Source organism: Paenibacillus sp. CF095 (assembly GCF_900101225.1).
In the GTDB taxonomy this organism is placed as follows: Bacteria; Bacillota; Bacilli; order Paenibacillales; family Paenibacillaceae; genus Paenibacillus.
Genome location: NZ_FMZN01000004.1, coordinates 202,448 through 216,331, shown reverse-complemented (window position 1 = coordinate 216,331; position 13,884 = coordinate 202,448). Strand labels below are relative to the sequence as shown.

Genomic DNA, 13,884 nt, shown 5'->3' with positions numbered 1-13,884 from the left:
AGGACAGAAAGAATTCGAAGAAGCGAAGCGTTCGCCTCAAAGCTTTCTGAAAGAAAGCTACATCGGAAGCATACGCTATCCCCAGATTTTACCCTTTAGAAAAGGGAAACAAAAAAATCTGGGGATAACAGCGATCGGAAGGTTATTCTGTCATCGTAGTGGTCTAGTGTGAATGTTCTCAGCTTGATCCTGTATAGCTACACCATTCAATTTGTTTAAGGAGTTGCACTCATCCATGGAACAGTTCAGATTACCCAAAATACCAATGCCACCTGTTGCTTTGCCACAATCCATTCAGGCTGTACTCGAAGAAGCAGAACAGAAACTGGCTCACCGACCAAAACTGCTTCAATTATTCAAAAACTGCTTCCCCAACACCATCGAAACAACAACCAAGTTGATGGAGGACGGTACGACTTTTGTCATCACGGGAGATATTCCGGCTTCCTGGCTGCGTGATTCCGTGGAGCAGGTGGTACATTACATTCCGTTTGCAAAAGAAGACGAGGACCTGCAACGCATTATTGGCGGGCTGATCAAACGTCATATCCAATATGTTCACATCGATCCATATGCCAATGCCTTCAATGAGACGGCCAACGACTGGCACTGGAACACCACGGACGAAACCGAGATGTCACCTTGGGTGTGGGAACGCAAATTTGAGATTGACTCATTATGTTTTGTTGTACGCCTGGCCTATTTATATTGGAAGGAAACCGAGCTGACCGACATTTTTGATTCAAGCTTCAAAGCAGCGATGCGTAAAATCGTGGACCTGTTCAAAGTCGAACAGCATCACATGGAACAATCTCCATATCGCTTTACTCGCAATAACGGTATTCCAACAGATTCCCTGCGCAATCACGGAAAAGGTATGCCAGTCAACTACACGGGTATGATCTGGTCCGGTTTCCGTTCCAGTGATGATGCGTGTGATTTCCACTACAATATCCCTGGCAACATGTTCGCGGTTGTAGCTCTGCGCCAAATGCAGGAGTTTGCCGAGTGGGTGTTCCGTGATATGGAACTTTTGCAGGAATTGAAGGATCTGGAGCAGGACGTGGATCACGGTATTCAGCTGTACGGGATTTATCGTCATCCGGAATTTGGACCGATCTATGCATACGAGACGGACGGTTATGGCAACCACTGTCTCATGGACGATGCGGGTACACCGGGACTCATGTCCATTCCATATCTGGGTTACGTCACAGCGGATGATCCGATCTACCAGAATACGCGCCGCTTCGCTCTGAGCAAAGAGAACCCGTTCTATTATGAGGGCAAGGTTGCCAAAGGGATCGGTAGCCCGCACACACCACCAGATTACATCTGGCATATGGGATTGTCCATGCAAGGTCTGACTGCGCAGTCTGCCGAGGAGAAACTGGAGATTATTCGCATGCTCGAAGCGACAGATGCAGATACAGGTTATATGCATGAAGGCTTCCACGCCGATGATCCAACGATTTTTACAAGAAAATGGTTTGCATGGTCCAACAGCCTGTTCTCCCAGTTGGTCTATAAATCCATGAAGGATGGCCTGTTATGAGTATCCAACCTAATGATAAAAAGCTGATTATCTTCGCTGATCCTGCGTTTCCAATGGAAGGTGCTTCTCCAACTCATGAGGCTCTGAATACATGGAAAGCAGTAGAAGAGATCACCGTTGTAAACGCCGATGAACTTGCAGAGATTTTGAAGGCCACGGCTGGTGAAGGATGTCTAGTGAATCTGCATGCACCTTATTTCCCAAAATCCGCCTGGACGGAGATTGCAGCTTACTTGCATCAGGGCGGAAGCTTGATCAGTGTGGGGGGCGCACCCTTTAAACGTCCAGTTCGATATGAGAATGGGGCATGGGTTGTAGAGTCCGAGCAGACCGCGTATCATCAGGAACTCTATATTCATGAGGCGTTGAACGTATCTGCTGCCAATGTGCAATCCTACACGTCATCTGAACAGATCCCGCTTCTCACTGGGAAAGAGGGGCTGTTCGAGAAGCCAGATACATGGAATCTGGTTCCACATACAACCAAAACAAGTGATCTGCCCCACCAGATGGGTTCATCCGGCCCCATGAGTACGCAGATTTATCCGTTACTTCGTGGCATGAGCAAGGATGGACGTAGCATCGCCGCTCCGGTCGTTCTGTGGGAAAACTCCCGCGGGACTTTTGTTGGTTCACGCTGGATGTTTGTGCATCTGCCGCTGACCACCTCATTCTGGACGCAGGATGGCGCTGACGAGATTGTGAAGTGGGCGCAATTCTGTGCGCAAGGTGTAACGGAGTTATCCCTGAAAACAAATTATGCTTCGTATGAGCCAGATGAACGGGCTGTACTTACACTTCAAGGCCAGATTTTACAGCGTGCAGGCAGCAGGCGTACAGCGTCTGAGCTGTGGACATTCGACATAACGGTCGAGCATGAGGATCGCATAAGTGGAACGACGGAGAAGGTATGGAGCCATCAACTGGAGATGGAACTTTCCGGTGAGCAGCGTTTCGAACGCATACTTCTCCCGGTTTCCATTGAAAGTGGGCTGTATCGGATCGTATGCCACGCGCAGGCACCTGACGGAGAAGTTCGAACCTTGCGTCAAGGCTTCTGGGGACAGGATGCAGCATTGCTGGCAGAAGGGGAAGTGATTACCCGCAGCAGGGACTATTTTGTAAAAGACGGACGTCCTCTCCCTGTTGTAGGCATGACCTACATGACCTCCGATGTGGCACGGAAATTTCTCTTTCTACCGAATGCGGATGTCTGGGATCGGGACATGGCTCAGATGGCAAAAGCCGGCATCAACTGGATTCGGACCGGAATCTGGACCGCCTATCGCAACATGATGCAGGTAGACGGACATATGGCAGAGGATGTGCTTCGTGCCATTGATGCATTTATTTTAACGGCAAAACGTCACGGCTTGCAGGTCACGTTCACCTTCTTCTCCTTTACACCGGAGACATGGGAAGGCACGAATCCGTATCTGGACCCGCAGAGTGTCGAGGCTCAGAAACGTTTCATCCGAAGCATTGTCAGTCGTCACACGCATACAACACATGTGGACTGGGATCTGATTAACGAGCCATCCATGTTTGATCCGGTGCGTATCTTCTCAGCTGGTCCACGCTCGGCGAGGGATTCGTATGAACAGCAGGCTTATATCGTTTGGCTTGAGCAGCGTCATCAGACGATTGAAGCGTTGCAGGAGGCATGGAATATGTCACCGAAGCAGCTTCCGAACTTTGCAGCCGCGGTCATCCCGGAGGCGGAAGAGATTAATTTTGATGTACAGGACATGCACAAGGCCAAAAAAGGAACACGCTGGCTTGATTACTGTCTCTTCTCTATGGAGATGCACAATGGTTGGGCTAGAGAGCTTGTAGGTACGATCAAGGATCTGGTACCGAATCATCTGGTTACCGTGGGGCAGGATGAAGCCCTTGGTGCGCAGCGTCCTTCACCTTTCTTCTATGAACGTGAAGTGGACTACACAACGGTGCATTCCTGGTGGTTGAACGATGATCTGATCTGGGACGGCATTTTCGCCAAAACGCCTCATAAACCCAATCTCATTCAGGAGACGGGCACCATGTATGTGGAAACCCCGGATGGACGAGCCAAACGTACCGAAGAAGAGCTTCGTGGCATTCTTGAACGCAAGTATGCCTATGCTTTCTCGACAGGTGGCGCTGGAGCGGTGCAATGGATCTGGAACACCAACTTCTATATGGATAACGCCAATGAATCTCATATTGGAGCCCTGCGTGCAGATGGTACGGAGAAACCAGAGGCGGATGTGTCTTATGATTTTGGCCGATTCATGCATGGCATTCGTGATCTCTTTGAAGACCGGGAGCTGGAGGATATTGCGGTGGTGTTCCCGTATTCCAATGACTTCTCTAACCGTGCCCTGGCCTATGATGCCACAACAAAGCTTACTCGAGTGATGTCCTATGATCTGAAACTACCGTTCCGTGCGTTATCTGAATATCATCTGGAAGCGTTGGAGCAGCAGCCACCAAAACTGATTATCGTGCCGAGTCCGCATAATATGGACAGCGACGCACTGCATCAATTGCTCACGTTTGCAGAGAAGGAAGGCACGAGCCTGCTTATTACTGGACCACTGGGGCTGGATGCGTACTGGAAGGCAAGTGACCGGGCAGATCATATCGTAGGCAAACGCAGTCTGGGTAACGTGCAGCGGGAAGAACTGCTGAATATTAATGGCGTGAATCACCGGGTGACCTATGGACGGCGTCGGATCGCCGAGGTGGCGAAGGAGACGTTGCTTCATGGGGATAATGGTATACCAGATGAAATAACCGTGTTGCCTTTGGGTAAAGGGAAATTAATCTGGACACCACTGCCGGTGGAGTTAAACGGACGGGATGAACCACTTGCTGCATTGTACCGTTATGCGACTGAAATTTCGGGCGTCGAACAGGAGTTGGAATGGATATCCGGTGGGGATATCGCAGGGATCTATGGCCGGAAGCTGAGTTTTCCAAAAGGGAATCTGTATGTATTTGTATCGGAGTTTGCCTTTAACCATGAAGTTCAAGTGAGAGATCAACGTACAGGTGTATCGTACTCGTTCCAATTGGAGAAAAATCGTTCGGTGCTGTTTGCCACGGATGCTTCTGGAAACCTGACTGCGGTGTATCGCCCTGATGAGGTTGAGATTGTACAACAAGTGGAAAGAGGTGGGATCACACGATGACCAAGAAAAAGAGAGCACATATTATTTCGCATACCCACTGGGATCGGGAATGGTACTTGCCGTATGAGAAGCATCATATGCGACTTATTCAGCTCGTCGATTCACTGTTAGATCAGCTGGATGAAGGATCAGACTACAAAAGCTTTTATTTGGATGGACAAACAATTATCATCGATGACTATCTTCAGGTTCGCCCTGAGCAGAAGGAACGACTGGAGAAGCATATCCGCAATGGACGGATTGTGATTGGACCATGGTACATCTTGCAGGATGCGTTTCTGACGAGCGGAGAAGCCAATGTGCGCAACATGCAGGTTGGACATAAGGACGCCAAACGTTACGGCATACCTTCGAAAATTGGTTATTTTCCCGATACATTTGGATTGGTCGGGCAGACTCCGCAGCTGATGCAGCAATCGGGCATTGATAATGTGTTCTTTGGACGTGGCGTCAAGCCTACGGGGTTCAATAATACGGTATCGGATGCCGGATATGAATCAAGCTTCTCGGAGCTGCTGTGGGAAGGGCCAGACGGATCGAAAGTGCTCGGCGTATTGTTCGCAAACTGGTATTCCAACGGGAATGAAGTTCCTGTAGATGAGGCTTCGGCTCGTAAGTTCTGGGAAACCAAACTGGCAGACGCTGAGAAATATGCATCAACGAATGAGCTGTTGTACATGAACGGATGTGATCACCAGCCGATTCAGCGAGACCTGCCAGAAGCGATTCGCATGGCTGAACAATTATATCCGGATATCGAGTTCATTCACTCGAATTTTCCAGATTATCTGGAAGCTTTGAGAGCATCGTCTGAACATGAACTGTCCACGGTCAAAGGCGAACTGCGCAGCCAGCGTACCGATGGCTGGGGAACTCTGGTGAACACCGCCTCGGCTCGTGTGTATCTGAAACAGATGAACCAGCTAGGCCAGACCATGTTGGAAAAAGTGGCTGAACCCCTGGCATCCTACGCCTATCTGCTTGGACATGCCTATCCACATGATCAACTGACGTATGCCTGGAAAACGCTGATGCAAAATCATCCGCATGACAGCATCTGTGGATGCAGTGTGGATGAGGTGCACCGCGAGATGGTGACACGGTTTGATAAGAGCCGTCATGTAGCAGAGGCTCTAATTGAAGAGAGCACCAGCCAGATTGCTACAGCCGTGGATACCTCCATATTTGAGCGTTACGGTGAGGGGGCTCGGCCTGTTGTGGTGTTTAATACAACGGGTTGGGAACGAAGCGGTGTAGTTCAGATGGAACTGGATGCGGCTCGGTTGTATTTCCGGGATGGATATACATTGGAAGAGATGGCGGCACAGATGAAAGCCGTTGAACTGTCAGATCGCATACTTGTAGATGAAGATGGTAACCACATTCCATGTACGGTGGAGGATCTGGGTCTGCAATTTGGCTATGATCTGCCAGATGATCGCTTCCGTCAGCCGTATAGCTGTCGGCGAGTACGTATTCGTTTTGAAACAGAAAATGTAGCTGCATTTGGCCTGAAAACCTATGCATTAATCAACTTTGCGGATGATGCTAAGCGTGGTACTCCGTCGAAAACGACTACGCTGTTGCGTGGTGAACGTGGCATGGAAAATCAACATTTGATTGTCACGATTGCAGACAATGGTTCATTCACCCTCACGGATAAACGGACAGGCCGGACTTACAAGGACCTTGGCGTGTACGAAAATGCGGGTGATATCGGCAATGAATACATGTTCAAGCAGCCAGAGAACGAAGTGGCTCGGACAACTGAAGCACTTCAGGCTGAGATTCGAATCCTTGAGGATACATCATATTTGGCCTCGTTCGAAGTGATTCATCATTGGGAAATACCGGAGTCGGCGGATGAGATGCTGGATCAGGAACAGCGAGAACTGATTTATTATCCACATCGCAAAGCCCAGCGTTCAACTAAAATGGTTCCGCTCCAGATTCGCACGGTTGTATCCCTCAGTCGTAATGGAAAAGGAGTACAAATGGAAACAACCTTCAACAATCAGGCGAAGGATCATCGGGTGCGTGCTCTTTTCCCAACGGATCTTGTATCTGCTGTTCATCATGTGGATTCCATGTTCGAAATTGCAACACGTGATAACACGCCTGCACCGGAGTGGCAAAATCCAAGCAATACACAGCATCAACAGAGTTTTGTAGATGTAAGTGAACAAAACGCAGGATTGGTCGTTGCCAATCTGGGCCTGAATGAATATGAAGTCCTTCAGGATGGCCGCAATACCATCGCCGTAACGCTGCTTCGTGCTGTGGGCGAACTTGGAGACTGGGGCTTGTTCCCGACACCTGAAGCACAATGCCTTGGTGAACATACGTTTAAAATCGAGATCATTCCGCATGATGGAAATGGTGCAGCGTCAGGTGCATATATCGAGGCGTATCAGTTCCAGGTTCCTTGGACGCTGGCACAGACTGAAGTACACCCGGGTTATCTGACACCTAGTAACACACCGTTTGCATGGCAAGGGGACGGCTTGGCGTTTTCCTCACTCAAGGTGAATGAAGATTCCGGCGATGTCATGCTACGCTGGTTCAATATGACCACTGACTCTGCCACGTTGAATCTTGCTGCATCACAAGCGAATCCACAGCCATTCGAAACGGCATACAAAAGCAACATCCTGGAGGAAGAGGGCGAAAGGCTTCATGCCCGGAGCATAGAAGAGGCATCGACATTATCATTTGCCAACAAGGAATGGAACATACAGACAGGTTCATGCGAGATCGTTACTGTCGGCTTGCGCCGCTGATAAAAGTTGTTTAAAGAGTTGAAAAACAGACTTTTGAACACACACTAAAAGGTACAGGACTGCAAGTGTACTATAAACTAGGCACTACGTCGTTGGCGGAAGGGTTACGCTATTTACCAGATGTATCTGTTGAGTTATTGGTTGTTTTTCTATAGAATGAACAGTAGAATTGCTAATGATCGAAAGTACCTATGCCATCAAGATGGTCGCAGGTACACTTCATTGTTCATTCTATATTGAAACATTAAGGGGGCTTGAAGCCATGGAATCCTTGGGAGGACTGCTTCAGCAGCTGAACCCTGCCTTTCGTGAGCAATCGCGGCGGATTGCGGCGGATTTGATGGAAAACCCGTACGTACGCGAATTCCGCGCAGGTCATCCTGAACTGCAAGATGCACAGCTCATGACCGATCTGAGCAAGCTGTTTCAGTACGCCAAAGACTCTAAGAACTGTGCGAATTGTCCGGGACTCGACAACTGTCCTAACGATTTTCAGGGCCACTTTTGCAAACTGGAAGTAGAACATTTTAACGGTAAACCCGAAATCATAGATATAAAAGCGCCTTGTTCCAAACATATCGCCCGGCAAAATGAACATATCATTAAGCAACGTATTCGTAGTTTCTATGTGGACGAGCGTGCGCTCAGTGCCGGATACAACGATGTGGAGATTATGGGCAAGGATCGGATGCGTGCTCCAGCAGTGAATCAGGTGCTTCGTTATATTAGGGAGACCAAGGAGAATGGATTATCTCCGCAAGGACTGTTTCTGGAAGGAACTTTCGGGACAGGCAAGACGTTCCTGATGTGTTATCTGCTGCATGAACTGGCGGTTGCAGGCCACACGGGTGTCATTATCTATATGCCTGACTTTGTGGAGGATCTGAAATCCATGATCAGTGAAGGGCAGAAGCTGAAGGAAATGACGGATATTTTGAAAAGTTGTGATCTGCTCATCTTTGATGATATCGGGGCAGAGAATCTGAACCCTTGGGTTCGGGATCATGTGATGGGGTCCATTCTGAACTATCGGATGAATCGCAAACCAACCTTCTATACGTCCAATTACAATCTGGATGGGCTTGAAAAACATCTGAGCTTCACCAATCGGGACGGCGAGGAATCGAATAAAGGCCAGCGTCTCATGGACCGGATTCGTCCATTCGTGGATGTCATCTCCGTTCGGGGTGAGAATCAGCGCGGCAAACGTTAATCGGTTAGTTTATGGGTCTGATCTACAAATTATACTTTTTAAGCAATAAGTAGTCCCAAAAAAAGCCTGGCTTTCGCATTGTCGCGAAAACCGGGCTTTTCTGGTCCTGCGTGAGACCTGTGAGTATCCTATTCGGTGATGAATTTGAAGATAACCATACCGAAAAAGATCACTGTCATCAGGCCGGCCATGCCGGCAACACCCACGATCAGATCAAACAGATCGTTGCGGGGTTCCTCGTTCACATGTTCACGCGGGTCGCTGATCCGCACATTTGCATCCATGTTATTGCCTCCTTATGGGGAATACAGCTTGCCCGTATGGGGGCTGAAACCCGGAGTAATTTTAGTATACTTGGAAAAGAAAGCGTTTGTAAAGATTTTGAAGTTGGTATGCCACATCCTGTAATTGTGAAGATTTGATGTTGGGAAGATGAACATTGCAGCGTTCAATTCACAAGTTTGACGTACCTGTGTTATACTGGAAGTGTCGTTCACGACGTTACAGGTTAAAATAAACCGTAAGTATATATAAGGAGGACAATTTCATGGCTATTGTTAACGTATCCGATCAATCCTTCAACGCTGAAGTAGAAGGCGAAGGAACGGTTCTTGTTGATTTCTGGGCGCCTTGGTGTGGTCCTTGTAAAATGCTCGCTCCAATCCTGGAAGAGCTGTCCACAGAAGTTGGCGATGCAGTGAAAATTGCTAAAGTTAACGTGGATGAAAATCCGGAATCTGCTTCCCGCTTTGGCGTAATGAGCATTCCAACTTTGATCTTCTTCAAAGACGGTCAACCGGTAGATAAAGTGGTTGGTCTGAACTCGAAAGATGCGCTCAAAGGAATTATCGCAAAACACCAATAATTTACAGGCTTACACATACGCCTCCGGTTTACATGCCGGGGGCGTTTTGCGTCGAATACCTTTATATAGGACAATATAAAGTATATATTTTTTATAAAATGAAACTGGAAATTTACATGTTTAACGAAGAAGACAGAAATGAACTGTAGAAGCGAAGCGTTCGCCTTTATCACCGGATTTTCCCTTTTAAAAAAGGGAATCGAAAAAATCTGGGGATAACAGCGATCGAAAGATCATTCTGTCATCGGAGTCACTCATGTAAGGTGAGGATTTCAGTTTTTTCGGGAAGGAGGATTCACCGAATTATGGATCAATTCATGAATGATTTGCAGGATCAGGAAAAGGCATTGGAGCAGATTCGCCACAAGCTCGCTTTGCTGCCAGACATGTCTGGATGTTACCTGATGAAGAACAGTGAAGGTACGATTATCTATGTAGGTAAGGCCAAAGTGCTGAAGAACCGCGTACGCTCTTATTTTATCGGCAGTCATAACGGAAAGACCCAGCGTCTGGTGTCCGAAATCCGTGATTTCGAATATATTGTGACGGGCAGTAACATGGAAGCACTCATTCTGGAATGTAACTTGATCAAGAAACATATGCCGCGTTATAACGTGTTGCTCAAAGATGACAAGACATTCCCGTATCTTAAAATTACCAATGAAAAGCACCCCCGGTTGGAAGTAACCCGGCGTGTGCTGAAAGATAAAGCCAAATATTTCGGACCTTATCCGAACTCATATGCGGCACATCAAACAAAAAAACTGCTCGACCGCATGTATCCACTGCGCAAATGTGGTGTAATGCCCAAAGAAGTGTGCCTGTACTATCACATGGGACAGTGTCTTGCCCCTTGTGTGAAGGAAGTGGAGAAGGAGCAGTACGACCAGATTTCCCAAGAGATTGGTTCATTTCTGAGCGGTGGTCACGAAGAGATCAAAAAGGATTTGCAGCGTAAGATGCAAGAGGCTGCGGAGGATCTTTATTTTGAACGTGCCAAGGAACTGCGCGACCAGGTAATCGCCATCGATGCGATGATGGAAAAACAGAAAATTACGATGGCCGATGCCAGAGACCGTGATGTATTTGGTTTTGCCATTGATAAAGGCTGGATGTGTGTCCAGATTCTATATATGCGTCAGGGTAAAATGATTGAACGTCATGTATCAACCTTCCCGTTTTACGGTGAGGCGTACAGTGATTTCATGTCTTACGTAACACAGTACTACAGTGATAATCCGGCATTGCCACAAGAGATTTTGTTGCCGGAAATGCCCAAGGATCTTGCAACGGATAACGACAATTTGGATACGGGTTCTGATGCTGATGGATCGGTACCTGCCGCAGTTACGGTTGAGTTTGAGCAGACGGGACAAGTGGAGCATAGTAACGCTTCCCAGCCACTGGTTGCTGAGACTCGTGCAGCTTACGGAGGTTCCACTGAGGCAGAAGGTGAACAACCTGACAGTATGCAAGAGGATGCTCCAATAATGGATACAACTGATTCAACTGAAAAGCTTCCAGCTGGACTGGAAGACCCAACTCAGGTTGCTGCTGCTTTACAGGAGTGGTTGGAGATCAAAGTGCTCATCCCGCAACGTGGATTGAAACGCCAGATGATCACCATGGCTGTGGATAATGCACGTGTAGCACTGGAAGAGAAGTTCCGCCTGATTGAGCGAAATGAAGAACGGACATCCAAAGCTGCTGAAGGACTGGGACGTTTTATTGGACTGGATCAGCTTCACCGTATTGAAGCGTTTGATAACTCGAACATCCAGGGTACGAACCCGGTATCTGCCATGATTGTATTTACGGATGGTAAACCGGATAAGAAGGAATATCGGAAGTACAAGGTCCGTTCGGTTGAAGGACCCGATGATTATGAAACCATGCGAGAAGTCATCCGTCGCCGTTACGAGCGGGTATTAAAAGAAAACCTGACCCAGCCTGACCTGATTGTGGTCGATGGTGGTAAAGGACAGATCTCGGCTGCGGTCGATATTTTGGAAAATGAGCTGGGGCTGTTTATTCCGGTATGTGGTCTGGTGAAGGATGCGAAGCATAAGACTTCACAGTTGATGATCGGTAATCCACCGGAAGTCATCTCCCTGCCTCGGGATAGTCAGGAATTCTACCTGTTGCAGCGGATACAGGAAGAGGTCCACCGTTTTGCGATCTCGTTCCACCGGGAACAGCGTGGCAAATCGATGGTGACATCACGTTTGGATGCCATTCCGGGTATTGGAGAGAAGCGGCGTAAGCTGCTGTTGAAGCATTTTGGCTCTTTGCGCAAAATAAAAGAGGCCAGCGTCGAAGACTTCCGGCCTCTATCTATTGGTGACAAACTGGCAAATCAGATTATTGCAGCACTTCGTGATGAGGAGTCGTAACATACGGCTTCTCTTTTTGTTTTGGATTGAATTTGTAGACCACATATCCAACGATGGCCGGGAGTACAATCCAGAAGAGTCCAGCAGCCATATTCAGGGCATCGCCCATAAAGACCAAGCTGAGTCCCATCAGCAAGCTGTCGAAGATCACATGGGCGAATACAACGGCAATAAAGCCGTGACGCAGCATGATCAGACTGAACAGCAATCCAATCACCATCAGCTCAATGGGACGGGTGATTACTGGATAGATCGGATACAAAGTGTGTCCAAGTGCCCAAATGATGGTTGGGATCAGACAGGCAATAAACGTGTTACGCACAATCTTTTGCATCATGCGAATGCCGAACAGTCGATAGACAGTTTCTTCACCAATACCGGCCATCCAGGCCATGATCGGGAAGAGCCAGGCATAGGTCATATTAAATGTAGATTGATCTGCTGACGTCGTTGACCATGTGCCGATGCTTCGCTCCAGAATGAAGAACAGGATGGATTGCACACCCAGTAGAATGAATGCCCACAGGTAACCAGCATACATACTGTGAAGTACATATTTTCCATATCCGGGTTCTTTGGCACGAGGCCATGGGTTCAGACCTATTTTACGCCACATGCCGTCACCGGCAACGAGGGACAGATAGATGGTTGCACTCATGACCAGTGTAATACCTGCCTGCATTAACATCAGGAATGCTAACATGAAATTGGAGAGCCCTTGTGCCTGAAAGAGTGGAATCATGTTCAGCGTACCAATTACCGAAGCTGCGAAATACACCAGCGAGAGAATGATCCCGCGTTTGAAAGACGTATGTGCTCGGGTCAGGATGCTATAGATGATTGCCAGCACGCCCAGTACAAAGGTCAGGAATGCATAGCCGCCATAGGTCATCCAATTGGCCTGACGTGTTTGATCTTTCACATAGTCAGTATGGGATTCCGGGACCGAGAAGCCAGGATCGAACGATCGTACCGCACCCTCTTCAAACGTAAAATTCAGTTCAAGCTTGGAGTCTCCGATGGCTTTTGCAGAATCTGTATATTTCAGACCCGCTTCACCATCGCGAGTATCCAATTGAAGTGTTGGCATTTCATAACCGAATTCAGTCAGAACGCCAGCCGCCAGCCGTTCTTTCTCATCCAGGGACATATTACCTTCGGCAAGCACTTGTGATGTGGTCGCTTTCCCCGTGCTTTGCTCCGCCTCAATGGCAGTATAGAGGGAGGAAGGCAGTTCCCGTTTGAAGCCGACTACTTTTCCTGTTTTCATATGTACGTCAACATTAAGATAACCGCCTTTGTGTTGATCAGGCAAACGAACGCGGAATACATCGTAAGGATAGCTTGTTTCCCATTTCTGGTTATAGGTATCAAGTTGTTTGGTTTTAGCCATATACCCGTAGATATCGGAATGTGTCTGGTAGGTTACCAGAGTTTTTTCATCATCATTTGGCAGTGAATAGTCATTCACAGAAGCTGCGAATGATCGTGCGGATTGTGTCGCCTGCTCCTTGGTTATGAAGGACGTGGACGAAATTTCTGTCGTTTGTGATGAGGTAGCTGGAAAGATCTGAAATACAAAAAATAGAATCAGGCCAATCGCAGCAAGCAACCCTAGCCGCTTGAAGTTAGCCTTGAGTTGCAAAGGCTGCCCTAAGGGATTCATGTAATGGTGTTCCTCCTTTATTGATAGAGGTAGTTCAAAAAGTTTCTAGCTTCATCCCATCTTCTTGGTACTGAAAACCGTCCTTTTTGAACACGCACTAATATGGATATTAAAGTTAACATAGCACAGGCCAAGCACCGAATGCCAATGATGTAACGAAAACAGGTGTAAATCCTTGAAAATGAATGAAAAGCACCGAAAGAATCTGATCTATCCGTCGCTATATCTGAGTTCTT

At 47.8% G+C, this 13,884-nt stretch carries 8 protein-coding genes; 6 read left to right on the top strand and 2 right to left on the bottom strand.

Features of this window, described 5'->3' with window-relative positions; all coding sequences use genetic code 11:
* Positions 1–235 precede the first annotated feature (235 nt).
* From BLS69_RS25455 to dnaI, 4 genes are all read left to right on the top strand, one after another.
* Positions 236–1,555, top strand: a complete 1,320-nt coding sequence (locus tag BLS69_RS25455) for a glycoside hydrolase family 125 protein (RefSeq protein ID WP_074096344.1) — start codon at positions 236–238, stop codon at positions 1,553–1,555.
* Positions 1,552–4,731, top strand: a complete 3,180-nt coding sequence (locus BLS69_RS25450; RefSeq protein ID WP_091037838.1) for a beta-galactosidase — start codon at positions 1,552–1,554, stop codon at positions 4,729–4,731. Before BLS69_RS25455 ends, BLS69_RS25450 begins: the two co-directional genes overlap by 4 nt.
* Positions 4,728–7,511, top strand: coding sequence for an alpha-mannosidase (locus BLS69_RS25445; RefSeq protein ID WP_091037836.1), 2,784 nt, complete (start codon positions 4,728–4,730; stop codon positions 7,509–7,511). Before BLS69_RS25450 ends, BLS69_RS25445 begins: the two co-directional genes overlap by 4 nt.
* 262 nt (positions 7,512–7,773) lie before the next feature.
* A complete protein-coding gene (dnaI, locus tag BLS69_RS25440) occupies positions 7,774–8,724 on the top strand; it encodes a primosomal protein DnaI (protein WP_091037835.1) in 951 nt (316 codons plus the stop codon).
* 128 nt (positions 8,725–8,852) lie between these two features.
* On the opposite strand, the gene BLS69_RS25435 is transcribed toward dnaI, so the two are convergent.
* Complete coding sequence (locus tag BLS69_RS25435) at positions 8,853–9,008, bottom strand: YqzM family protein (protein WP_091037832.1); 156 nt, start codon at positions 9,006–9,008, stop codon at positions 8,853–8,855.
* A gap of 263 nt (positions 9,009–9,271) precedes the next feature.
* Here BLS69_RS25435 and trxA point away from each other — a divergent pair, with 263 nt between their 5' ends.
* On the top strand, positions 9,272–9,589 hold the full coding sequence (gene trxA / locus BLS69_RS25430) for a thioredoxin (protein WP_017692451.1): 318 nt from the start codon (positions 9,272–9,274) through the stop codon (positions 9,587–9,589).
* 305 nt (positions 9,590–9,894) lie between these two features.
* Positions 9,895–11,982 carry an excinuclease ABC subunit UvrC gene (uvrC, locus tag BLS69_RS25425; RefSeq protein WP_091037830.1) on the top strand — a complete coding sequence of 696 codons (2,088 nt, stop codon included), beginning with the start codon at positions 9,895–9,897 and terminating at the stop codon, positions 11,980–11,982.
* Here uvrC and BLS69_RS25420 read toward each other — a convergent pair.
* A complete protein-coding gene (locus BLS69_RS25420) occupies positions 11,951–13,648 on the bottom strand; it encodes a CPBP family intramembrane glutamic endopeptidase (RefSeq protein ID WP_091037829.1) in 1,698 nt (565 codons plus the stop codon). The two genes, uvrC and BLS69_RS25420, sit on opposite strands and share 32 nt — an antisense overlap.
* Positions 13,649–13,884 lie beyond the last annotated feature (236 nt).